A 23,792-nucleotide genomic window follows, 5' to 3' on the forward strand; every position below is an offset into this window, starting at 1 on the left:
GAGCGCATTCCTTTGGGGGTGGGGAGTTTAAAGGAAAACGCGGGACATCAGTCGCTCGAAGATAAGCGATTGATCGCGTTCAGTGACCGCTATCGCACGGTGTGAGCGTCGATCACGCTGAGTAAATCCTTCAACCTGCCAATATCCTCTTCGTAAAAATCATTACATTGCGTGACGACTACATATACAGAGCCGGTTGCTTTTTCGTGGGTACTGCATACAAGTTCAAAACCTTCCCCGCCACCCTGTCGTTCATACACGACATCCCGCGCATCAATCAGTACCCAGCCTGGCCTTGCCAGTTTTTTAGTGGCTGATTCGGGCAACTGATCGAAATACATGATTCCCTCAGCATCCGGCAACTTGACGAGCAAGTTGTAGGGCGACGACAAAGCACTCATCCCCACCGTTTTCTTGACCTCGTTGAGATCATTACCCCGCACGATAAATGTTGGAAGGCGATCTACATCACTCTCATAAGTTGGATGATTGCGTGGCGCCAGCTTCAGGACTTCCACGGCGCCTTCGCTGAGACAACTGACCACTTCGAGCGTTGACTGGACGTCGTGAAACGCACAGGTGGATTCTTGAGCAAACACTGTCTGTGATAGAAGTCCCGCGCAAAACGAGAACACCCAGGTGAAACAAGCTTGGGGCACGCTCAATCGAATGGCCTTTTTACGCATTTTCATATCACCACCCAACCAAGTAAAAATATTAATCAGCACAACATCAATGTGCTGGAAGGATGCCGTCCAAATATAAAGCTCTCTCCAGACTCATCTTCGCGGTGCACCTATTCAGATCTGCAGAATAGGATGGCTTGTCCCATTCATTCTCAAACCCCTCAAGCCTACAGTTCGAATCCCTCAGCATTATCCACGCCCGCTGGGAGTTTTTCAGTCGATCCAGAAACGCCTTATGCTCTTCATGCCGAGACTGGTATTGAAAAATATACCGAGACCCTGCTCTATCAATCAGCGCTTCGTAACGGTCATTAAGCACGCGAGCCGCAGCCTTCATCGCTTCTTCTGCGCACTCGCCACGTTGCCCGGCCACGGCCTCGCAATCCGCATCTTGGGCAAAGCTGACTGACGAGACTGACATCGCCATAAATGCAAAGAACATCAAACGGGCGACATTCACTGAGTGCCACCTGCGCCAATACATTCAATTGAGCTGTCCATAACGACGCCTCGGACCAGCAAACGCTCGACCGCAGCAGGGCTCCACTTAAGCTCGGTCTTGCTGGCCTCGCGGTAACAGGCCATTGCGCGGGGTAGATCAGCAGCGACGACAGTGCCGGTTTCGTAGACTTCACCCAATCGCAGGAGTGCGTGGGTAGAGCCTCGTAGCGCGGCGCTATCCAATGTCGCCATCGACTTTTGCGGATCGATGCAGGCTTTGTCATTGCCGTACTCACCCTCATCGCAGTAAAACAAGGAGAGGAACACGCCATCGTCGGGATTGCTCTGAATTCCCTGATTCATGAGCTTCAGAATCTGTTCATTCGGCAATCGCGGTGCCTGCCCGGAAAGACTGATCCCCGCAGCTGCTATCGCCGCTTGGGCCGAACCTTTGCGGGCGCCGTCCACATAGCTATCCAGCGAAGCCGCGTACAAAGAGACACCGGATTCTCCAGATGCCTTGTTGACCAGCCGATCGAACATCACGCCTTTCTTCAACTCGCGCTCACCGGGTGAAGGGTGATCTGTTCGAGCCACGTCATCCATCACCGCTTCAAGCGTCCAGTCTTCAGTACTGTTCAGCACCCAGCAATCGCTGCGCTTGAAGACGAAAATCTTCAAGAAAGCGTGAATCCAGGGACAAGCCACGTTTACGCACAAGTGATAAAGCGTGGCGTTCCCCTATGGCACGCAAAAAATTGCCAGCCATCACTATTTAGCAGCGTTAATATAGGATTTGATCAAACCTGCATTAACATAAGGGAAATGTTGCTCCTCACCTTCTTGATACCCTTCCATCCCACTCAAGTTCTTATCAAACCTGACAAGCTTATTCACAACCAATTTATTATCCGCACTTTTTTCATACCCATAAACTTGATAAAGGGTTCCGTACGTTCCAATTCCTCTGCTCGTGATTTCCCAAGAAACCAAAACAAGTACATTTTTCTTACCCTTTACCGGATAAAAGAAAATCGACTCGATTTTTGGGTCCGAGCCCGCCACATCATATTTATCGACAAGACTTCTATTTTTTTTATTATCGACACCAACAACATCCAAAACCAAAGAAACCGGAAACTCCGCGTTCCCTGTCTGCAAAAAGGATAGCTCCCCTCCCTTTACAACATTAGTTTTAAACGGCCCCTGAATCACTCGACCCTGAAGGTAATCTACATCTTGAGCACTGCTGGAATTTGCTATAAGAAAAACGAAAGCAAACATGAAAAAACGGAGCATAGCGAATGACCTCTTAGTTAATATTCATTAGTGCAGCGAGGGCTTGGTATCTATTGTTCCTGTCCGTATACCCGTTTTGACCGCCATTCACCATTTGTGTTACGTCAACCACGCTGCCTGCCTTGGCGACTTCGCACAATTTCGAGCCTCCCTGACCAGTCTTGGTAAACCAGAAGACGAAAGCGGACTCAACACCGTATTCGGCTGAGGATATCAGGAGATCCGGATTGACCACAAAATCCTGAATATCCGAAGGGTTTCGCTGATTATGAACATTAGTGAATCGTTGATACTCTGATTTACCGGTTACTTGCAACATTCCACGGCCACGATATCGATAACCGTCTCGACTGGCCTCATTACCATTACCCATTCGGCCCTCGTAAACGTAACTAGCAAGATTTTCAGCGTTCATCGCGTAATGACTTGTTTCTGACCAAAGCTTGCTTCTCAACACACCAAAATCGCAGCTATCCGTTTGCTCATTATAGCCATTCACATTGTTATGCCGTCTGCACCCGTAGGTTTTTTTCATTTGTCGGGCGCTATAATTCAAACCCTCTTCAATAATCCTGAATTGACTTTCATGACCAACTTGGGAGAGGAAATGCGCAATAGCTTTGGGTTGCTCGAGCTTATACGCCGTAGCATACTTATTGAGATACGGCAAAATATTCAAGTGATGTGCTTCCGCCCCTGCTGGGTTAGCGGCCCTAAGCATTTCCAGAGTAATCAGATCACGTGGCGCAGTGAAATTGCCAATAAGCGCAATCGGATGAATATGCCGAACATTAGTATCACTGGTCATTCCATGTTGCCCGACAAGCTTGTCCCACCAACTCAACTTCTTAATTCTTGCTTTTTCCTCAATCCATTCATTGTGTGGCTCTGTTTCACTGTGACCCATCAATTCATCCAGAGAATCCCATTTTTCTTGTTTGAATTGCCACTCGTTTTCATAGCGTGTAACCATCTGAGAAATTGGCTGTGCGAACCATGGCTTACTCAAAGCCTCTTTTATTTCCGAAGGCGTGAGCTTTTTATCGCCGTTTCTGTCTAGAATTTTGTAAAGGTTTTGCTTTGTAGAACCTTCTTCGGCGTTGCCGATATTAGGCTGGTAGTTCGTTTGTTCTTCCTCACTAAGACCTTCCTGTGCATGAAGAAACGCGGCCAAATGATCCACGTTACTCCCCGCCTCATCTATAAAGCTAAAACCTTCCCACTCAAAAGGTGAATGGCGCGACAAGGTAGTGTCAGGCTCTGCAAACCATCCGTTAATCTCATTCCCTTCGGCATCCCCCAGCAACCCATCCAGACGCCACCAAAGCGTATAGGTAGTGGTTCCACCCATCACAACAGGAACCTTTATCTTTTTTTCCGCTGGTAGCGCTTCCAATACCCCGACTGGGATAAAGAAGTCATAACCAACCTTTTTGTGGGGATCGGTCACTTTCGGAGGATTTGTTGCGCTCATTCCTTGCGTGTGAGTAACCAACACACTGTCTTTTGGAATCTTTACAAGCGTTTTTTCAGCGGCAGGCATTCCCGCAGCTTTCTCTTTACTCAGTTCGGTAAATGCCTTTACGTCCTCGCAGCTAAACACCTCAACGTGCAACAGATTCTTTGGGGCCGAATCCGAATGGTTTTGATATTTGCCTACGTGACCGATCAGACTCCCCGCCGTAATCGGGAATGGAGTCGCTAAAACATGTACCGAGTCCTTCTCGGCTGGCTCACTTTTGGCTTCAAGGTTCCCCTCCCAGACATACCCGAGCACCTCAGCAGGCGCCAGCGGAGGAATAGCATTCCCGCTGACGATCTCCAACAGTTTTTGGTATTTACCACGCGTCCCATCGCTCCCGATTCTGACTTGCGTGCCGTGGGGCAAAATGGCTTTTTCAGCGCCGGACCGGCTTGCAGAAGCGCGAACAACCAAACCTTTCTGAGGTGGGTTCATCGGGTCTTTTGCAGCGGCGCCAATGACGTAAGTGTTAGGTGTCGGGCCCGCCGTCATTTCTCTCTTGAAAACCCAGCCTGCTCTGGGTTGGAGATTGGTATTAGCCGGCGTGACGCTGACCACCTTGAGCCAACCGTTTTGCTCTTCCCCCGTCTCGACGACCGTACCGCGACTCAAAACCGTTAGCACGGTTGCATACCCAAGTTTGCCACGCGGTTCCTGACGAACGCGCAAACCGAGGATTTCGTCGTCGGCCGTTGCTTTGACTTGCAACGTACCACCTCCCCAAAAGGGCGGTCGCGACAATGCTGGAGTTTCCTCGTAGTTCTTCCACTGCAACAAATGCATGTAAAGACTGAAAAAAATCAGGCTTGGACCAGGTGCTGGCGGAGAAGCAGGCGATCCAGCAGGAGCTGGGGTTGCAGGTTGCACCGGCACTTCCAAACGATGCTTAACCAATACAAAACCAGTCGAAAACTCAGCCTCAGCCGTACCGTAGGCGGATTTCGGGTACCTGCTATCAATGCGATAAGCGACTACTTCACCGTCAGCTATGCATTTGACTTCTGCCAGGTCGGGCACTAAACCCGAGGCTTCATCGAAATGAATACCGCCATGCCAAAGGCCATTGGCACCCAACGGGTAGAAACCATCTTTGGCCTTGGCTAAAGCCTTGTAGAACTGCTGCGGATCCGTCGTCCCCGCCGCTCCAACTTTTAATGGATACGACCATTTTTCTACTTTCTTGCTGGTTGTTTCTGTCATTACCAATTACCTGAATTCTGATCCCTGGTGGCTTGGATTGCCGTCGATGTCTTACCCGGAGAAATTGAGCATGCGTTTCGGTTTGCGTTTGATCTTTTCCTCAGACGCATTCAACAACGCCTGATCCATCAAACTCCCCGCCTTATCCTTATCCGCCGCCCCCGGCAGCACCGGCGGTTTAATCCCGATCCCTGTGCCGGAACCAGCCGATCCACCCGCATTGATCTTAATCACCGGCCCAACCACCGTCACCCCACCGCCATCGAGCTTGATAAAGCTCCCACCCCCAAGAATGGTCAGCTCAGTCCCCGCCTCAATAACGATCTTGTCCCCAGCCTTGAGGTGTATCTCTTTCCCCACACTGGTCAGCTGCGCAGTCCCCAGCTTCACATGCTGGTTCTGCCCAACCGTCAGGTGATCATCCAGCTTCGCTTCAACCTTGCGGTCGGAGATCGTGGTGCGGTGTTCTTCAGCCTTCAGCTCGGTGTAGGTGTTCTTAACCACCGTGTCATGACGCTCATTACCGACCCGAATCTTCTGGTCATGCTCAACGTTTTCATCCCAATCGCGCTGCGCATGAATGTAGATCTGCTCCGCACCTTTCTTGTCTTCAATGCGCAGTTCGTTGTACCCGCCACCGCCCGGCGAGCTGAGCGTTTTGAACACGCTGCGCGTCTTGTTCGCCGGCAGTGCGTACGGCACCGGGTTTTCCTTGTGGTACAGGCAGCCGGTCACCAGCGGTTGGTCGGGGTCGCCTTCGAGGAAGGTGACGAGGACCTCCATGCCGATGCGCGGAATGCTGATGGCGCCGTAGCGGTCGCCGGCCCAGGAGCTGGAGACGCGCAGCCAGCAGCTGGTTTTGTCGTCGGCGAGGCCTTCGCGGTCCCAGTGGAACTGGACTTTGATGCGGCCGTATTGGTCGCAGTGGATTTCTTCGCCTTTGGGGCCGGTGACCATGGCGGTCTGGCTGCCGAGGACGCGTGGTTTCGGGTGTTCGAGGGCCGGGCGGTAGAACACGTCCCACGGGGTGGCGAGGAAGGTGTTGCGGTAGCCCTGGTGGAAGTCGTCTTTGTTGTCGGTGGTGTCGCTGGTCACGCCTTCTTCGAGGACTTGCGGTTGTTTGCCTTCGTGGAAGATTTCGGTGAGCAGCCACAGGTCGTTCCACTCGCTGCGCGGGTGGTCGGACATGGCCATGAAGTGGCCGCTGACCAGTTTGGTCTGGTCGCCGCGACCTTCGGCCTGGCGGTAGTCGGCGCGGTGGCGTTCGAGGGCGCGCTGGCTGAGGAACTTGCCACGGGCGCGGTCGATGAAGCGGCCCGGGTAGTCGTAGTCTTCCAGATCTGGCTCGGTGCTCTCGCCTTCAGGTTTGTACGCCGCTTCCATTTGCAGGCGCGGTTTTTCGAAGTCGTAGTCCCGGCGCGTGGTGCGGCTGGTGCGGGTTTCCAGGCGCAGTTTGAAGCCTTTGATCACCGGTTCTTTGGCGACCATGCCGCTGCCTTGCACGTAGGCGGTCGGCTGACCGAGTTTGCGGAACACGGTCTGGTCGTCGCCGAACACCAGCAGATGGCCCTTGTCGCTGTGCTGGAAGTGGTAGTGAATGCCCTCCTCTTCGCACAGGCGCTGGACAAAGTGCAGGTCGGTTTCATCGTACTGCACGCAGTAGTCGCGATCCGGGCACGGCTGGCTGAGCTGGAAGCTGTAGGCGTTGCCCTTGATCCCGTGTTCATCGAGGATCAGCGCGATGATTTTCGGTGCCGACATCTGCTGGTAGATGCGCTGGTTGGTGCGGTGATGCAGGTATTGCAGTTGCGGCACCAGCGAGACCTTGTAGCGGGTCAGACGCTTGCCGGCATCGCCCTGGGCGACGCGGTAGATCTGGCCGTGAATGCCTGAGCCTTGTGGATCGAACGCCAGAAACGCCTGCTTGTGCAGGAGCTTTTCCAGGTCCAGATCGGGGTTTTCGCTGACCAGTTCGAGGTCGAAGCGAAACGTCTGGCTGATGCCTTCGGTGCCGGTGAACGACAGCACTTGCAGGTCGCCCACATAGTCTTCGACCTTGAGGCTGAAGTGGGTTTCGTTAGCTGGGTTGAACATAAAGTGCTCCCTGTTCGAATGTCGTCCGTTACGCCCGAAGTCGCAACCGTTGCAGCCAGGACGAAGTGGCGCCCAAGGCGTCACGCAATTGATCGGCAGTGATGGTGCGTTCTGCCGCATTGAAGCTCAGCGCGGTTTTTAGCGCTGGCCAGCCGTGTTTTGGCAGGTTCGCCGGGGCTTGCAGCTCGCGCTCCAGGCGCTCGTCGCGGGCCTGGGTCGAGGGCAAGCGGCGGAACGGGTGTTTGCCGCTCGCCAGTTCATAGATCACGCAGGCCACGCCGTACACGTCCGCGCTGGCCGACAGCGGTTGGCCCTCAAGCAGTTCGGGGGCGGCGTAGCCCGGGGTCCAGGCGTTGAAACGTTCGCGGCTCAGGTGTGGCAGGCCGGGCAATACGCCCTCGTCTGCCTGGCCGAGACCGAAGTCGAAGAGGCGCAAGCCGTCTTCGCTGAGCATGACGTTGCTCGGTTTCATGTCACCGTGCAACACGCCGCGACGGTGGGCGTAGGCCAGCGTATCGAGCAGCGGCAGGACGATGTCGCGCGTTTCTTTCCACGGCAGGCCCAGGGGCCGCTCGCAGAGCAATTTGTCCAGGGTCAGGCCACGCATGTATTCCATGGTGATGAAAGCCCGCTGGCAGTCGGTGTCGACTTCAAAGGTGTGTGCACGCACGACATTGTCGTGGCGCAGGCGTCGGGTCAGGGCGAACTCGCTGTAGAGCAAGGCACTGGCGTCCGGCGATTCGGCAAATTCTTCGCTGAGGATTTTCAGCGCAATGTAAGGATCGGGATCGCCGAACTGCTCATGCAGCAGGTCCCGCGCCCGGTAGACGGCACCCATGCCGCCCGCCCCGAGCAGGCGCTCGAGGTGGTAGCGGCCGGCGAGTACGTCCGGCAGTGCACCGATGCTGGCCTTGGTTGGCGCCAGCAAAGGCTCGGCTTTATCAGGCTTGGCGAAGGCGAAGTAAGTCAGGTTGTTGGCCTGTTCTTCGCTCATCAACAAGTCATCGACTGACGATTCGATTTCACTCATTGGCGGATCACCACGGCAGTCAGGTTGTCCCGGGCGGCGCCACGCAGGGCACCGTCGAACAAACGTTCCAGCGCCACGTGCGGCGCACTCAGGCTGAGGGCGTTGCCGAGGGCATCGCTGCTCAGGCCCTGGTACAAACCATCGCTGCACAACAGGAACGCATCGCCCGGATAGACCTCGAGTTCGAGGACATCCAGGGTCAGTTGTTCAGCCGCGCCGACGGCTCGGGTCAAGGCCTGAGCTGCCGGATGCGCTGCGGCCTGTTCGACGCTCATTTGTTGCTCGTCGATCAGTTGCTGTTGCAGCGAATGGTCCTTGGACAGCTGATACAGCCGCTGCCCACGCCACATGTAGCAACGGCTGTCGCCGGCCCAGATGCAGGCCGCGCGATTGCCTTCCACCAGCAGCGCCACGACGGTGCTGCCCATGATGCTGTCGTGACGCCCGGCGGTGACCGTCAACTCCTGCCCCAAACGCCGGTTCAGCCAGTGCAGGCACTGGCGGATGGCTTTGAGGCGTTCGTCGAAGTCCTCGTGTTGCGGCAGTTCAGCCAGGCTGGCGACGATCAACTGGCTGGCGATGTCGCCCCCCTGATGACCGCCCATGCCGTCCGCGACCACCCACAGCCCCTGCTGTGGCGAGTCGAGGAAGGCATCTTCGTTGCGCGCCCGCACCTTGCCCGGGTCGGTACGCGCCGCGCTGCGCCAGGAACTGGCCACCAGCATCAGAGCTGCACCGGCATACGGAAGGTGCGCAGCACGCCCATGTCAAATGGGTTCGGCGTGCGCTGACTGGTCAGCAGGTAGTTGGCGCGCAGGCCACCCACGTCGGCTTTGAGCACCAGCACGTCGCGACCGGTCAGGTACTCGGTCTGCATCAGGTCGAACAGACGGAACAGCGACCATGGGCCGGAGTTCTTCTCGATGCCGATCGGACGCCCCGCCATCTTGTCCATCACCAGGCTGGTGCGACCGTCCTCCGCATCGGTTGGCCACTTGAACGTCATCGGCAGGATCGGACCGTGGCGGTATTCCATGGTCTTGTCGCCGAACTTGAACTCGGAACGGCTGACGGCCGGGTCGAGGGTGTACGGCTCCAGTTTGAACTGCACGGTCGGCTCGGCCGGGTTGATCGAGAAGAAGCTCTGGCGAATCGTCAGGGCTGCGGCCATCTGGTCCAGGTACATCTTCGATACCGGCAGGCTGTGGCCGTCGACGCTGCGCATCCGGTAGTTGCCCGGATCACCGCTGACGAACGGACGCATGTAGCTGTCGAAGAAACGGTCGACGGTGCCTTGAGCCCGGAAGAACTCGCGGAAATCGCTGATCGCCACGTCGCTGGTGCTGCTGGCGCTGAACGGATAACGCTTGCTGATGGTTTTGCCATACACGCTGTACAGCTCGTTCTGATAACGGCCGTTCAGGTATTGGTAGGCATCGTTGAGCACCAGACGCCACGAGTCTTCGGCCAGTACGTTGAACCACACGCTCAGTGGACGTGGCAGGCGACCCGAGGCCGCACGCAGGTTGGTCAGCGCATCACGCTGGCCGCTCATGCGGGTTTTCGCCAGTTCGAACGCGGCTTGTTCCGGCGTGCTGGAACGGGCCAGACCGGACAGTTGCAGTTGCAGGTCGTTGAGCGCACTGAGGGCTGGAGTCAGGTCAGCGGCCGGGCCGTTGTTGTCATCGAGCAAACGGTGCAGCGGTTCGAAGCGGCGTTGCAGCGACTTCTTCGCGGTGTCCGGCAGGTTCTTCGCCACGTTCATGGCCGAAGCCTTGTCGGCGACAGCCGAGGCCAGTTTGCCGACCTTGCCCAGTTTGCCCTTCTGCCCTGCCAGTGCATCGGCAGCATCACCGGCTTCATCCACTGGATCGGCAGCAGCCGGAAAGCGCGTGTTCTCGCGCACTTCAGTGAGCAATGCCAGTACCGGCGAGTTGGCCGAAGTCAGGCCCGCCAGTTGCTCGGCGCCTTCACCGGCGTCGCTGATCGGTGGCAAGGCCACCTGGCCAACGGCTTCGCTCCAGTAGTTGGCGTAGTCGCGGAAGTACAGTTGCTCCAGCTCGACCATCAGGCGACGCAAGTCCATGTCGCTGATGCCCGCGCCTTCGCCCAGCACCCAGTTGTCACGCAGGATGTCGGTGACCAGCGCCGAACCCTGCACCGAGAAGTACTGCTGATAACCCTGCTGGGTATAGAACCCCGGGATCACGTATTCGGTGCCGATGAACAGCGAGCCCTGTGGGCCGAGGTGTTGGCTGAAACGGTATTCCGGCAGGTTGCGCGCCTGCTCGCGGAGCATGCGGTAGACCACGGTGGCCAGCGATTCGGCGCGCAGAACCTGACGTGCCTGAGTCACCAGCTGATCGTCCAGCGGGTAGATGAACGGCTGCTTCAGCAGGCGTTCGAGGTGGGTGTTCAGACCGTTCTGCACCGCGGTGTTGCCGGTGTAGCGCTGCGACCAGTCAGTGGCGACCCAGTCCTTGAGCCACGCCGCGTCACGACGGTCTTTCATGTTCAACATCAGGTACGCACGCAGGCTGTTGAGCAGCTTTTCGCGGTCCTTCATGTTGGCGCGGATCTGCCCTTCGAGCATCGTCGCGACCCGTGGCAGCAGTTGCGCTTCAAGCTCATGCTCGTAGGCTTGCTTGACCACCGGATTGACGTCTTCGCCCTGATACAGACCGCCACGCTCGTGGTACGAGACGTCGCCTTTCTTCGGGAACACCTGAGTCGCGGCGTAGCTGGTGTCGAGGGTTTTCAGCACGCCCATCGCATCATCGCGCGGGGTCAGTGCCGAACGCTGCTGAGTCCAGTTCTGCGCCAGTGTGCGCAGGTTTTCCAGACGCTCATAGTTGGCCGAGAAACCACCGGCCCAGAGCATGCCGAACAGGGCCAGTGCCGCCAGTGCGCCAATGTACAACGCACGCTGACCCCAATGGATGCGGCTGCGCTCGCGCTTGTCGAGGCCGGCCAGATCCGATTCGGGGAAGATCACCCGGCTGAACAGATGATGGATGAAGCGCGAACGGCCACTGCGCAGGGTCGGCAGCACGCCGGCGCTCATGCCCAGGCTGGCGCCGATGCCGGCGGTGGTCGCGTCCATTTCCTGAGTCAGGTGCGGGGCACTGGTCAGGTAGAAACCACGCAACAGCGTTGCACGCTGGTAACGGTTGCCGGTGAACGCCATGTCGACGAACAGGCACAGGCGCTCGCCGATCTGCCCCAGTTGATGCGGGAAGTCGAGGATGCGGCCACGGCGCTGGGTATCGCGCTCGGAGTGCATGCGCATGATCACCTGATTGTTCAGGCGACGCAGCAGCTCTTCGAATTCGCCGCGCAATACAGCCACGTCGGTGCCGACCTGATCCTTGCGGAAACTGGTGCCCAGCACCTGATCGCTTTCTTCGCGGGTCAGTTGATCGAAGAACTCGTCGAAACCGAGCAGCTTGTCCGCCTTGCTCAGCACCAGATACACCGGCACATCGACGTGCAGCTTCTGATAGACGTCTTGCAGACGACCGCGCACCTGGCGTGCCAGGGTGTCGATGTCCTGCTCGCTGCCACCGATGAGGGTTTCCACCGGAATGGTCACCAGCACGCCGTTCAACGGACGCCCGCGACGACGCTTGCGCAACAGCTCGAGCAAGGTGGTCCAGGCACTGCCGTCGACTTCCGCGTCCGGCTGCGTGGTGTAGCGCCCGGCGGTGTCGATCAGCACACCGTGGTCGGCGAAGTACCAGTCGCAATGACGGGTGCCGAGGGTGTCGCGGGTCAACTTGCGGTCGATCTTGTTGATCGGGAATTCCAGGCCGGAGAAGTCCAGCAGGCTGGTCTTGCCGGACGTCTGCGGACCGATCAGCAGGTACCACGGCAAGTCATTGCGCCAGCGTTCGCTGCGGCCACGATACAGGCTCGAGGTCTTCAGGGTTTTCAGCGCGTCCTTGAAGCGCGCCTTCAACTCTTTCTGCTCTTCTTCGATCATCTCGTCACGACGGATGCGATCCTGGCCGTCTTCGGTTTCTTCGACGGCTTTCTTGCGGATGCCCGCGCGCCAGCTGACGAAGACCATGGTCAGGCCCCAGATCAGGAACAGCACGCTGATGGTCAGCAGACGCGAGGTCGCGCTTTCCCAGAACTTGTAGTCATCCACCGCCAACAACGGGCCGACGAACCACACCAGCAGCGCCACGAACAGCACCAGCAGCAGGGTCCAGACCCAGGTCTGGCGCAGGAAGGCGCCGACTTTCTTGAAAAACTTTTTCATCACACGTCCCTGTTACGGCTGCGACTGCGGTTGGACCGCGGCCGGATCAAGCGGCTGATAAGGATGCAGAACGGTGTCGCGCTGCTCGCCCAGGACCCAGGCGAAGCCCGAATACATCACCACCAGGCACACGAAAGTGAACAGCACCACCATCCACGCCGGCACGATGCGCACCAGGTTGCGGCGCTGGTCGTTGAGGCCTTCCCAGTGCGGCGACAACTCGCGCGGCACGTCGCCACGCAACTGACGGATCTGCCGGTACAGGGCGTCGCGGATGCCTTCGAGTTCAAGCATGCCACGCGCTTGCACGCGGTACTTGCCCTCGAAACCGAGGGACAGGCACAGGTACATCAGCTCGAGCATCGGCAGGTGCTTGACCGGGTTCTTCGACAGGCGATCGAGCAGCTGGAAGAACTTCTCGCCACCGAAAGTTTCGTTGTGGAAGCTGCTGAGCAGGCTCATCTGCGACCATTCGCTTTCGTTGCCCCACGGCGTGGTCACGACGGCTTCGTCGACCACGGTGCAGAGCACGTAACGGGCGGCCATCACCTGGCTGCTTTCGGCGCCGTTGTGCAGGGCGCGCACTTCAAACAGCTTGAGCCCGGCGGTCAGGCGCTCGTTGAGCGCGTAGAGGTCTTCGCGGGTTTCGCTGTGCTTGAGACGCACCACTTCCGAGAGCAGTTCGGAGGACGCCGCCACCAGCGAATTGAGGCTGATGTTGAAGGCCTCCGCCGGGCGCAGGCGCGCGGCGTAGATCATCCGTTCTTCCAGTTGCTCGAAGCGCGGCGGCGCGGCGAAGTCGGTCAGCGGACTCGCTGCCGGTCCGTGGCCCTGACGATCGAGCAGGACGGTTTTGTCGTCCTGGTTGTAATCCGTTTCCTTGATCATGGCGGTCAGTTCCTGATGGCCCAGAATTTCAGTTCAAGCTCGGCAAATTCGCCGGACACGTGGAACGCGAAGCCGCCGGAGCGCTCGAGTTGCGCCAGGTCTTCGGAACTGAGTTCGAGGATGAAGTAGGTTTTGTTCGAGTGGAACGCGATCTGCCGCGGGGCCACGGGCAACGGTTTGACCTTGATCCCCGGCAGGTGCAGGTTGACCAGTTGGCGGATGCGCTCCACCGGGCCGACCTTGAGGTGCGCCGGCAAGCGGTGGCGCAGTTCTTCGGAGTCGCAGTTGGCACTCGCCGCCAGCACGAACGAAGCCGAACCGAGCAGTTTGTGGTCGTGCAACGGCGACACGATGATGCCGTACTGACGCGCTTGCAGGATCAGTTCGATGGCGTGCTGTTCGAGCACCATCGACAGTACCTGACGAATCGCTTCCATCAGTTTGCGGAAGCTCGCGCCCTGATCGGCGTGGGAATAACGGCTGTCCAGGCGCGGGCGCTTGCTGTCGCTGGAGAAGGTCGCCAGATCGCCGAGCATGGTCAGCAGCGTGCGGTACAACTCTTCCGGGTGCACCTGCTCCAGACCGAGGTAGTGGCGCAGCAGCAGTTCGGTGCGGTTGATCAGTTGCAGCATCATGAAGTCGCCGACTTCCGCGCCGCCGACCTTGCCGTTGGAGCGAATCCGCTCGGCAATCGTGTCGCCCCGGTGGTTGAGCATGCTGATGACTTCTTTGAGGCACGACAGCAGATAGCTGGACGCGTGGGCCTGGATGTAGGTCGGCACGAAATCCGGATCGAGGCTGATCACGCCGTCGGGCGTGGTGTCGAGCACGTCGCAGATCTTCAGCTTCACGTAGGCCTGATCGCTCTGCTGCTCGCCGAGCAACAGTTTGAAGTCCGGGCGGCCACAGCTGACCTGGCTGGCGGAATCGTCGCCGGCGTTGGAGTCGGCCACTTCGGCGTCGTACGCGGTGTAACGCGCCAGCACGTCGGACTGCTCCGGACGGCGCGCCTCGATGTGGTTACCGGTGACCAACGGCAGCGCCAGGTAAATCGGCGTGTTGCCGGTGTTCGGCGGTACGTCCAGCGCCAGCGGCTCGGTGTTGCCGCCGAGTTCGAACAGGCTGCCGTCCGGCAGGATCCCCGAGGCGGCACTGATCACCAGTTTGCCCATGTTGAGGAACTGCAGGTCGATCTCCAGATTGAGGAAACCCCAGGTGTAGCCACCCAACAATTGGGTGCGGGTTTTCATCTGGTGATCGTAATAGCGATCGTTGTGCTGGAAGTGCTGCGGACGCAGCAACATGCCTTCCTGCCAAATGACTTTGTGGGTATTCATGTTCAGTCATCCGCCTTGGCGAGCGCTTCATGGGTGTTGCGGATACCGGCCTGATCCAGGGTCAGATCGGCCTCGGTCAGCTCCAGCGGCGTGACCTGCACGGTGTAGCGCCACTTGGTTTCCGGCAGATCACGGTACGCAGCGAGAACGCCGACGTAACGGCTGCCCTCCTCCACGCTGAGTTTCATTTCCACGGTTTCACCCGGGCGCAGTTCGAGTTCTTCGCTGGCCACCAGATCCGGGTTGAGGGATTCCTTGGCGCGCTCGTAGAGGCTGAAGAAATCAGCGTTCTCGAAGGTCACCGGGTGCTTGAGTTCGAACAGGCGCACCACGATCGGCGAAGGACGGCCGTTGAGGTCCGGGTTGAGCTGATCGCTGCCGGTCAGCTTCAGGTTGATCTTGGTCACTTTCGAGTACGGCGACAGCGACGAGCAACCGGCGAGCAGCACCAGCACGGTGAGCGCAGTCAGCGTCTTGAAAAAAGCGGTCGAACGGCGAGACATGCGCATCATCCTTGGTGGTCGGTGTGTAGGGTGGAGATCAGGCGGATCTGTTCTTCGTAGGCCTGGGCGAAATCGCGGGCCAGCAGTCGCTCGCTCCAGTCATCGTCCTGACGCAGTGCCTGGTGATAACGGCCGAACGCTCTCCAGCGCCCGCCCGATGTGGCAATCAACGGCTTGTTGTCGCGCTCGAAACGCAGGGTCAGCTGTTCCGGCGAGAAGTGCTCCAGCGTGCCGCGCACGGCGGCGCGGCTGGCGGTGAGCAAGGCCACCTGGTGCGCCTGCAGATCGCGGAACGCACGAGAGACCGCTTGATCGGCCGGCAGATGACCGGGTTTGTGCGGCTGCAACAGAATCTCCAGCGCTTCGCTCGGATCGACGGCGAATTTCAGCGGGTTCTTGTTGGTGCCTTGCACGGTGGTCTGGGCCAGACGCAGTTCGTTTTTCAGCTCCGAACGGGTGCGCAGGCTCTGCTGCAATCCACCGATGCTCTGCCGCAGCAGACGCGCGGCGTTCAGCGCCAGCGCTTCGCGGGCGTCGTGATCGAGGCCTTTGACATCAACGCCCAGCGCCGCGCCGAAGTGCTCCCAAAACCCTTCGCTCTGGCGCTCGACGGCTTTCGGGGCCGGAGCTGGCTCGGGTTCAACCGGGGCAATCAGCTCCGGCACCATCAGGCTTTCCATGTCGATGCGTGCATAGTCGGCGCGCTGACGGGAATCCTCGGGCTTGGCCGTCGGAGCCAACAGCTCGTCGATTTCCGAATAGACGCGCTCTTGCTGTTCGATCGCGTTCAACGGATCAAGGTCGAGAAAGGCGTCGTCCGGAATGATGCTGCCGGCGGCACGCGGACGGCCGACTTCACCGTCGAAGGTCGCCGGGTCACGCACCAGTCGCGCGCGAATCTCGAAGTCGCCGAGCACGTAGGTGCTGCCGTGCTCGATGCGCACCGGTTCGCCCTTGTGCAGGCGCGCGCCGCTGTCGCCATCCTGGACGCCGTTGCTGCTGGTGTCGGTCAGGAAAAACGTGCCTTCGCGGTAGCTGACAATCGCGTGGTGATTGGACAGATGCCGCTTGCGGTCAGGAATGATCCAGTCGCAGTCCTCGCCCCGCCCGATCACGCCACCAGCCTGTTTGAAGGTCTTCTGGCACAACTCGGTGGGCACGAACTGCTTGGTGTTCAGCATTTCGAAAACCAATTCCATGTTTGATGCTCCTTGCGGTCACTTGCCGCGATTGACCGCTTGCGGATCACCCAACGGGCGATAGTCGTTGTCGTTGAATTTGTAATTGCCGCTACAGCCGCCAAGGCCGCATAGAACGACGAGGGTCAGCAGGACAGCGTGCCAGTGACGAACAGACATCAGAGGGTCTCCAGGGGTAGACAAAGCACAAAGCGCCGACCCTTGCGGGCGGCGCTGAAATGAGTTTTTGAGGTGTTCTCGAAGGCTCTACATCGGGGCCTTGAGCCAGACCAACGAGGCGCACGCACCTCCCTCGCCACAGGTAATCTGCAAGCCCTGAGCAAATCATTGGCCACAGGAATGCGGCTCGCCGCAGAGATCAATTTCAGATCAGCCATCGAAGTCACCCAGATTGATATTCAGGCGGCCGAGGCGGTACAGCAGCGTGCGGCGCGGCAAGCCCAGTTCGCGGGCGGCGAGGGTCTGGTTGCCGTCGTTTTTGCGCAGGCAATCGAGCAACAATGTGCGTTCGACCTTTTCCAGGCGTTCGCGCAGATTCAGGCCGCTGTGGTCTTCGGGCATCGGCTCCATGCGCAGGGAAAAGTGTTCGGCGAGCAATTCGCCGCCCTCGCACAACAGCACCGCACGCTCGACCAGCGCCTTGAGTTCCCGCACGTTGCCGGGGAAGGTGTAACCGGACAGGTGTTCAAGCGCCGCACTCGACCAACGCACCGGATCACGCTGCAAATACGCGCAGGTCTTCTCGGCGAAGTGGTGAGCCAGTTCGAGGATGTCGCCTTCGCGCTGACGCAGGGCCGGTAGCTCGATCGGAAATTGCGCGAGGCGGTAATACAGGTCCTCGCGGAATTTGCCTTCGCTGACCAGCGTCGACAGATCGCGGTGCGTCGCAGCGATGATGCGGACGTCGATCTTGTGGGTGTCGTTGGAACCCAGCGGACGGATCTCGCCTTCCTGCAACACACGCAATATTTTCGCCTGCAACGACAGCGGCATGTCGCCGATCTCGTCGAGCAACAGCGTGCCACCGTTGGCCGCATCGAACAGACCCGCGCGGTCGCGGTCGGCACCGGTAAAGGCGCCTTTGCGATAGCCGAACAGCTCGCTTTCCAGCAGGTTTTCCGGGACTGCCGCGCAGTTCTGCACGATGAACGCCTGAGAGCGTCGCGGGCCGCAATCGTGGATCGCCCGGGCAACGACTTCCTTGCCGGTGCCGGTCTCGCCGCGCAGCAACACGGTGTACGGGCTGTGCAGGACTTTGCTGATCAGCGAATGGGTCTGACGCATCGCCGCGCTTTTGCCGATCAGGCCATAACCACTGATGCTTGGCACACTGCGCGCAACCGTTGCCGTTTCCGCCAGTGGCTGACGCAGGCGCTGCAGCAAGTGCAGTTGACCGAGCACGAACGAACCGAGCTGCCCGAGGGAATCGGCAAAGCCTTGCAGGTCCATGCGCCGCCGACTGGCACACAGCAACAAGCCTTCGACCGCTTTGTGCTGATTGACCAGCGGCACGCACAGCAGCGATTGCCACGGCGTCGCCGCAGCCGGCAGAAAACTGGTTTCGTGCAGGCTGCCGCTCAAATCATCGAGGCACACCACGCGGTTCTGACACAGGGCGAACTGCAGCAGTTGCTCACCGTTGTAATCCGCCGGCAGGCTGGTCGCGGCGCGCGGTTGCAGAGCGCCATCGAGGCACTCAGCGTTCATCCCCAGGCAGGTGTGGGTGGCGTCGAGCAGGTACAGCTGCGTCAATTCGCAACCGCTCAGCTCGGCCAGACCGCGCACGAAGTCACCCAGCAGCGCAGCACCGTCTGCCGCGCGCGACAGGCTGGCGAACTGCGCCAGCAAGGCTTCGGCATAAACCAGTGGCTGCGGCACTTGAGTGAACATCACACCCACCTCAGGCGAACTCGCACGTCACGCTGGCGTTGCCATCGAGCGTGGCATGCACACGCTTGAGGCTTTCACCGGTGGCCATCGCATCGAGCAAGCGGTCAGCCACCAGCGGCAGCACGTGCTGATCGAGCAGATGGTCGATCAGGCGCGCACCGCTTTCGCTTTGCGTGCAGCGCTCGGACAGGTGATCGACGAGGTTCTGGCACCAGCTGAAATCCAGCTGACGACGGTTCAGGCGCTCGCCCAGACGACCGAGTTTGATCTCGATCAGCTCGCGCAGCACCGGGCCGCCCACCGGGTAGTACGGCACCACTTTCATCCGCGCCAGCAGCGCCGGTTTGAAGTGTTTGCTCAGCACCGGGCGAATGGTCTCTTCAAGCAGCTCGGCGGTCGGGCGTGCGCCGTCTTCGCAGAGGTCGCTGATCTTGTCGCTGCCCAGATTCGAGGTCATCAGGATCAAGGTGTTGCGGAAGTCGATTTCGCGACCTTCGCCGTCGTTGGCCACGCCCTTGTCGAAGATCTGGTAGAACAGGTTGAGCACGTCCGGATCGGCCTTCTCGACTTCATCGAGCAGCACCACCGAGTACGGCTTCTGGCGCACCGCTTCGGTGAGCATGCCGCCCTCGCCGTAACCGACGTAGCCCGGTGGCGCACCAATCAGACGCGATACGGTGTGCTTCTCCTGGAATTCGGACATGTTGATGGTGGTGATGAAACGGTCGCCGCCGTACAACAGGTCAGCGAGGGCCAGCGCGGTTTCGGTCTTGCCGACGCCGCTCGGGCCGACCAGCAGGAATACGCCGACCGGTGCATCCGGTTTGTTCAGACCGGCCGCCGTGGCGCGCATCGAGCGGTCCAGTGCGTGCACGGCTTGTTCCTGACCACGGATGCGCGTGCGCAGGTCGGTGGCGAAACTCGCGACCTTGGCGTTGTGCTCGCGTGCCAGCTGTGCCAGCGGCACGCCGGTCCAGGCGCTGATCACTTCGGCCACCAGACGCGGGCAGACTTCGAAGCTGACCAGACGCTCCTTGACCTGTGCGGCGGTCAAGGCGCTGTGGGTTTCGTTGAGCTGGGCTTCCAGCGCTTCGACGCTCTGGCCTTCCTCGACCTCGGCAACGAGGGTTTCGATCACGGTGCCTTCGGCGTCTTCTTCAACACTGACGGTCGGCTCGACGGCGGCGGCTTCACGGGCCTTGGCCAGTTGCTGACGCAGTTCCAGCAGGCGCTCGGCCAGTTGTTTCTGTTCAGTCCACAGGCTTTCCAGCGCGACCATTTCGCTTTCGGCTTCGTCCAGCCGCGCTTCCAGTGCATCCAGCGCTTCGTGGTCGATCAGCAAACCGGCTTCGGCATCACGACGCAGGGCCTGACGCTGACGGCCACCTTCGGCCAGTTCGCCACGCAGGCGCTCAAGGCTTTCCGGGGCGGCGGCGAGGCTGATGCGCACGCGGGCACACGCAGTGTCGAGGACGTCGACAGCTTTGTCCGGCAGTTGGCGACCGGCCAGATAGCGGGCGGACAGCTCCGCGGCGGAGACCACCGCGTCATCACGCAGGTAAATGCCGTGGCTCTTCTCGTAAACCTGCGCCAGACCGCGCAGGATGGTCACCGCTTCGCTGACGGTCGGTTCGTGCAGCTGCACCGGCTGGAAACGACGGGCCAGCGCCGGGTCTTTCTCGAAGTATTTCTTGTACTCGGCCCAGGTGGTGGCGGCGATGGTGCGCAGTTCGCCACGGGCCAGTGCCGGTTTCAGCAGGTTGGCCGCATCGGAACCGCCGGCATTGCCGCCAGCGCCGATCAGGGTGTGGGCTTCGTCGATGAACAGGATGATCGGTTTCGGCGAGGCTTTGACTTCGTCGATCACGCCTTTGAGACGACGCTCGAACTCACCTTTGACGCTGGCGCCCGCTTGCAGCAGGCCCATGTCCAGCGACAGCAGTTCCACGCCCTTGAGCACTTGCGGCACTTCACCGGCAGCGATGCGCGAGGCGAGGCCTTCGACGATGGCGGTCTTACCGACACCGGCCTCACCGACCACAATCGGGTTGTTCTTGCGCCGACGGGCGAGGATGTCGACCATCTGGCGGATCGCGCCATCGCGGCACAACACCGGGTCGAGTTTGCCGTCGCGGGCCTGTTGGGTCAGGTTGTGGGTGAAGCGCTGCAGCAGCGATTCGCCCTGGGCCGCCGGCTTGCCGTTGGCGGCTGGTTGCTCCTGTTGCGACAGGGCGAACTCTTTCAGGCGATCGATGTTCAACTTGGCGAGCAGCGGCTGATAACGGCTGCCGGCATAGCGCATCGGGTTACGCAGCAGCGCGAGGATCAGCGCAGCGTCTTCGACCTGGGTCTGGCCCAGTTCGAGGTTGGCCACCAGCAGCGCATCCTGCAGCCACTGCACCAGCTCCGGGGCGAACACCGGGTTACGCGAGGCACTGTGTTCAACGCGAGATTGCAGCGCGGCGCTCAGTTCGCCGGCATCGACGTCTGCATCCTGCAGCGCGCGCGACAGCAAGCCATTCGGCCGCTCCAGCAGCCCCAACAGCAGGTCTTCGACGAGGATCTTGCTGCCGCCACGGGCAACGCAACGTTCAGCCGAACGCTCCAGATCGCGACGGGTTTCGGCGTCCAGCGCCTGGATGAGTTGTTGCAGGTCTACGTTGATCATGGCTCACGTCCTTAATGAATTTTGCTGCCCAGAGTCACCACGCCGTCTGCTTTTTCGCAGCCCAGCCAACTGGTCCACCCCAGGCGACAGTCGTTCTTTTCACCAATGCGCAGTTCGCGGATTTCTTCCGGGCGCAACACCAGGCGAATGTCGTAATCGAGCGGGTCACGCAGGGTGAACCGCACCAGCGCGCACAGCGGCTGGTAACCGAACCCGATCGGCAGGAATTCGTGGAATCGCTCCCAGTCGAGTTCGGTGATGTGAATGCGGAATTTGCCGCTGCGGTCGCGCACCCGCTCACCCAGCACCAGGTCTTCACCGAGCAGGCTGTTGGCGCGACCGAGGCGGTTACGCTGCTCGTCGAGGATCTCGACGCGGCGCTCGATGCATTGCTCGATGACCAGGTCTTCGTGCTTGAAGTAGTAACGCAGCACCGCTTCAATCAATGCCGCCGAATGCGCCCGCAAGCTGAGCAAACCGAGGTACGGCAGCAGGCGTTTCCAGTTCAGTTCCTTGGCCTTGCGGATCTCTTCGCCGCCCAGACCGATCAGCGCAAACAGCTGCGAGGAAAACGGGTCGATCGCGCCGCTCTGGAAGCTGGCGCGATAGCGATACTTGCGCCAGATCGGCAGCATCAACCGTTGCAGGCGATGGTGGAACAGGTCGAGGAAGTTGCGCGTCGGGTTGCCGTCCTCGCTGTCGCCCAAGGCCTGCTCACCGTAGAACGCTGGCAACGGAGACCCCGAACCGACCAGACCGATCAGGTTGAAACGCATGCGCGCGCGCATCTGCCCGTGTTCTTCGAAAAACTCCACGCGATCGACGTCGCTGCGCGGAAAGCCCAGGCTCGGGTTGGCCTGGAACTCCACCTGATCGTACAGATCGTCTTCGCTCAGGTACGGGTGTGCCTCGCGCAGCCGATCGATCACCAGCAGCACGGCCTGAAACAGCGAGTACTCGCGTATTACCTTCGTCAGCCCGCTTAAAGCAGGGGCTGAAGGCCCATACGTGGTGTCCATTGGTACACCTCTCCCTGTGTGCTTTTTACTCGCAGCTCGTGGTACGAATTGAGACTGGCGTAAAGCGCGAAAAACTCGTTAAGAACCGAAGCGAAAACGAACAGGTCGCCTTCGCCGATATACCCTTCCGGGTCGATGGTCAGTTCGGTGCGCAGACCACGCACCGGCAAGCCACGGTGCAGCCGGTCGACGTGGTGATGCTTGATGTGCTTGAGGCCGCCGAGCAGGCGTTTGCTGACCTTCTCCGCGTGCTGGTCGTAGTAGCGCGGCAGGTCGTAGGTTTCGAGAATCACCTTCAACGCGTTGACGTCGGCCAGCGACAGATAGTTGAGCGACATGTTGCTGATCAGCTTCCACAGGAAGTCACGGTTCAGCGGCGGTGCAAAACTCGACGTGGCCGGGGTGATGTTGCGGAAACTGAGGAACTCCGGGGTCTCTTCGCAGGCCATGCAGATGTCGCCGAGCTTGAGCTTGCGCGGCAGGTTCTGGTTGGTGCACATCAGCTCGATCGACAGGGTTTCGTGGGCTTCGGTGTGGCGGATGCCGAAGCTCAGGTAGGTGTCGAGACCGTCGTGCAGCAACGACGAGCGCTGGCGGATGCTGTAGTGCGGACGGCTGTTGGGCACGTCGAAACTCGGGTCGTGTTCGAAGGATTCGAACGGCACGTATTCCTGATAACCGAGGCCGCCGGGCTTCCAGCCGGTCACGGTTTCCACCGAGAACACGCCGCAGTTTTCCAGATCGTATTCCGCCGGCAGCAACAGGTACTCGTCCTGCTTGCCGTCGAGGCGGATCGGCAGTGCGTCGTGCGCGAACAGGTTGGCAATCGGCGTGCAGAACAGCTTCACGTTATCCAGGGTCGGACGCATGCGCATGATGCCGCTCTTGCGAATGTCGAAACGCAACTCCAGGCCGCGCATCTGCTTGAGCGTGTCTTCCGGCAGCGCCTTGAGGATGTCCAGACCATTGACGTCGACGAACAGGAACTTGTCCTGGAAGGCAAAATATTCCTGCAGGTAGCGATAGCCACGGAAGGTGTTCAGCGGATACGGGATCAGCGCTTCTTCTTCGGCAAAACCCACCGGCTTGACCCGGTCACCCGGAATCTTGAACGCCATCGGCTTGCCGCTGACGCCATCGATGGGTTTGCCAGCACCGTCGAGCGGGATCAGTTCGATGCCTTCAAGGTTGCGCAACAGGCTCAGGTAGAGCATCTGGCTGATGTAGCGCTCGCCGGCAAAGTGCAGGCGCAACTTGCTCAGCTCCAGCTCACCGAGGTGGCCATCGGCGCTCATCTCCAGACGCAGGCTGAGCAGCGAGCCGTCACCTTTCACCGAGTAATTCAGCGCGGCCAGATCCAGCGGCAAGACTTCGGTTGGATAGCAGGTGCGGAAGCGGCACCGCACGTCTTCGATCGGCTTGCTTTCAATCGGCGTGTCACGCTCGACCACCAGCGCCGGGCCCGAACGCTTCAGCGGATCGAACTGCAGAATGCTGAACGCCGGCAGCGGACGCATGTAGTTCGGCCACAGCAGTTGCATCAGCGAATGGCTGAGCTCCGGCAGCTCGTCATCGAGTTTCTGCCGCAGGCGCCCGGTGAGGAAAGCAAAACCTTCCAGCAACCGCTCCACATCCGGATCCCGCCCGGCCTGCCCCAGGAACGGCGCCAACGCAGGACTACGCTCGGCGAAACGGCGACCGAGCTGGCGCAGTGCGGTGAGTTCGCTTTGGTAGTAGTGGTTAAAGGACACG

At 59.6% G+C, this 23,792-nt stretch carries 18 protein-coding genes; all 18 read right to left on the bottom strand.

Going from position 1 to position 23,792, the window contains the following annotated elements; all coding sequences use genetic code 11:
• Window positions 1-89 precede the first annotated feature (89 nt).
• On the bottom strand, window positions 90-728 hold the full coding sequence (locus tag NN484_RS06130) for a hypothetical protein (RefSeq protein ID WP_274658735.1): 639 nt from the start codon (window positions 726-728) through the stop codon (window positions 90-92).
• Window positions 729-732: 4 nt separating this feature from the next.
• Complete coding sequence (locus tag NN484_RS06135; RefSeq protein ID WP_274658736.1) at window positions 733-1,146, bottom strand: lysozyme inhibitor LprI family protein; 414 nt, start codon at window positions 1,144-1,146, stop codon at window positions 733-735.
• Complete coding sequence (locus NN484_RS06140) at window positions 1,143-1,808, bottom strand: hypothetical protein (RefSeq protein ID WP_215500534.1); 666 nt, start codon at window positions 1,806-1,808, stop codon at window positions 1,143-1,145. The genes NN484_RS06135 and NN484_RS06140 overlap by 4 nt, the downstream gene beginning before the upstream one ends.
• 90 nt (window positions 1,809-1,898) lie before the next feature.
• Window positions 1,899-2,426, bottom strand: coding sequence for a hypothetical protein (locus NN484_RS06145; protein WP_215500533.1), 528 nt, complete (start codon window positions 2,424-2,426; stop codon window positions 1,899-1,901).
• A 13-nt stretch (window positions 2,427-2,439) separates the two neighbouring features.
• Window positions 2,440-5,148 carry a hypothetical protein gene (locus tag NN484_RS06150; RefSeq protein ID WP_274658737.1) on the bottom strand — a complete coding sequence of 903 codons (2,709 nt, stop codon included), beginning with the start codon at window positions 5,146-5,148 and terminating at the stop codon, window positions 2,440-2,442.
• 51 nt (window positions 5,149-5,199) lie between these two features.
• Window positions 5,200-7,242: a type VI secretion system Vgr family protein gene (locus NN484_RS06155; protein WP_274658738.1), complete on the bottom strand. Its 2,043-nt coding sequence runs from the start codon at window positions 7,240-7,242 to the stop codon at window positions 5,200-5,202.
• Window positions 7,243-7,270: 28 nt separating this feature from the next.
• On the bottom strand, window positions 7,271-8,272 hold the full coding sequence (locus NN484_RS06160) for a serine/threonine-protein kinase (protein ID WP_127648113.1): 1,002 nt from the start codon (window positions 8,270-8,272) through the stop codon (window positions 7,271-7,273).
• Entirely contained in the window at window positions 8,269-8,997 is a 729-nt protein-coding gene (locus NN484_RS06165) for a PP2C family protein-serine/threonine phosphatase (RefSeq protein ID WP_150370047.1), read from the bottom strand. The genes NN484_RS06160 and NN484_RS06165 overlap by 4 nt, the downstream gene beginning before the upstream one ends.
• Entirely contained in the window at window positions 8,997-12,536 is a 3,540-nt protein-coding gene (tssM, locus tag NN484_RS06170) for a type VI secretion system membrane subunit TssM (RefSeq protein WP_274658739.1), read from the bottom strand. The genes NN484_RS06165 and tssM overlap by 1 nt, the downstream gene beginning before the upstream one ends.
• Window positions 12,537-12,548: 12 nt before the next feature.
• Entirely contained in the window at window positions 12,549-13,424 is an 876-nt protein-coding gene (gene icmH / locus NN484_RS06175) for a type IVB secretion system protein IcmH/DotU (protein WP_127648115.1), read from the bottom strand.
• Between the two features lie 5 nt (window positions 13,425-13,429).
• Window positions 13,430-14,761 carry a type VI secretion system baseplate subunit TssK gene (tssK, locus tag NN484_RS06180; protein WP_007962327.1) on the bottom strand — a complete coding sequence of 444 codons (1,332 nt, stop codon included), beginning with the start codon at window positions 14,759-14,761 and terminating at the stop codon, window positions 13,430-13,432.
• 2 nt (window positions 14,762-14,763) lie between these two features.
• Complete coding sequence (tssJ, locus tag NN484_RS06185) at window positions 14,764-15,264, bottom strand: type VI secretion system lipoprotein TssJ (protein WP_007962325.1); 501 nt, start codon at window positions 15,262-15,264, stop codon at window positions 14,764-14,766.
• A 5-nt stretch (window positions 15,265-15,269) separates the two neighbouring features.
• Entirely contained in the window at window positions 15,270-16,463 is a 1,194-nt protein-coding gene (gene tagH / locus NN484_RS06190; protein WP_127648116.1) for a type VI secretion system-associated FHA domain protein TagH, read from the bottom strand.
• A gap of 18 nt (window positions 16,464-16,481) precedes the next feature.
• The gene (locus tag NN484_RS06195; protein WP_003229566.1) at window positions 16,482-16,622 is read right to left on the bottom strand and encodes a hypothetical protein; all 141 of its coding nucleotides are present in this window, start codon (window positions 16,620-16,622) and stop codon (window positions 16,482-16,484) included.
• A 210-nt stretch (window positions 16,623-16,832) separates the two neighbouring features.
• Complete coding sequence (locus tag NN484_RS06200; RefSeq protein ID WP_127648118.1) at window positions 16,833-18,353, bottom strand: sigma-54 interaction domain-containing protein; 1,521 nt, start codon at window positions 18,351-18,353, stop codon at window positions 16,833-16,835.
• Between the two features lie 10 nt (window positions 18,354-18,363).
• The gene (gene tssH, locus NN484_RS06205) at window positions 18,364-21,021 is read right to left on the bottom strand and encodes a type VI secretion system ATPase TssH (RefSeq protein WP_127648119.1); all 2,658 of its coding nucleotides are present in this window, start codon (window positions 21,019-21,021) and stop codon (window positions 18,364-18,366) included.
• 11 nt (window positions 21,022-21,032) lie between these two features.
• Window positions 21,033-22,040 carry a type VI secretion system baseplate subunit TssG gene (gene tssG / locus NN484_RS06210; protein WP_127648120.1) on the bottom strand — a complete coding sequence of 336 codons (1,008 nt, stop codon included), beginning with the start codon at window positions 22,038-22,040 and terminating at the stop codon, window positions 21,033-21,035.
• Window positions 22,004-23,791 carry a type VI secretion system baseplate subunit TssF gene (gene tssF, locus NN484_RS06215; RefSeq protein WP_095667998.1) on the bottom strand — a complete coding sequence of 596 codons (1,788 nt, stop codon included), beginning with the start codon at window positions 23,789-23,791 and terminating at the stop codon, window positions 22,004-22,006. Before tssF ends, tssG begins: the two co-directional genes overlap by 37 nt.
• Window position 23,792 lies beyond the last annotated feature (1 nt).

Origin of the sequence: Pseudomonas serboccidentalis (genome assembly GCF_028830055.1) — a bacterium.
GTDB classification, from domain to species: domain Bacteria; phylum Pseudomonadota; class Gammaproteobacteria; order Pseudomonadales; family Pseudomonadaceae; genus Aquipseudomonas; species Aquipseudomonas serboccidentalis.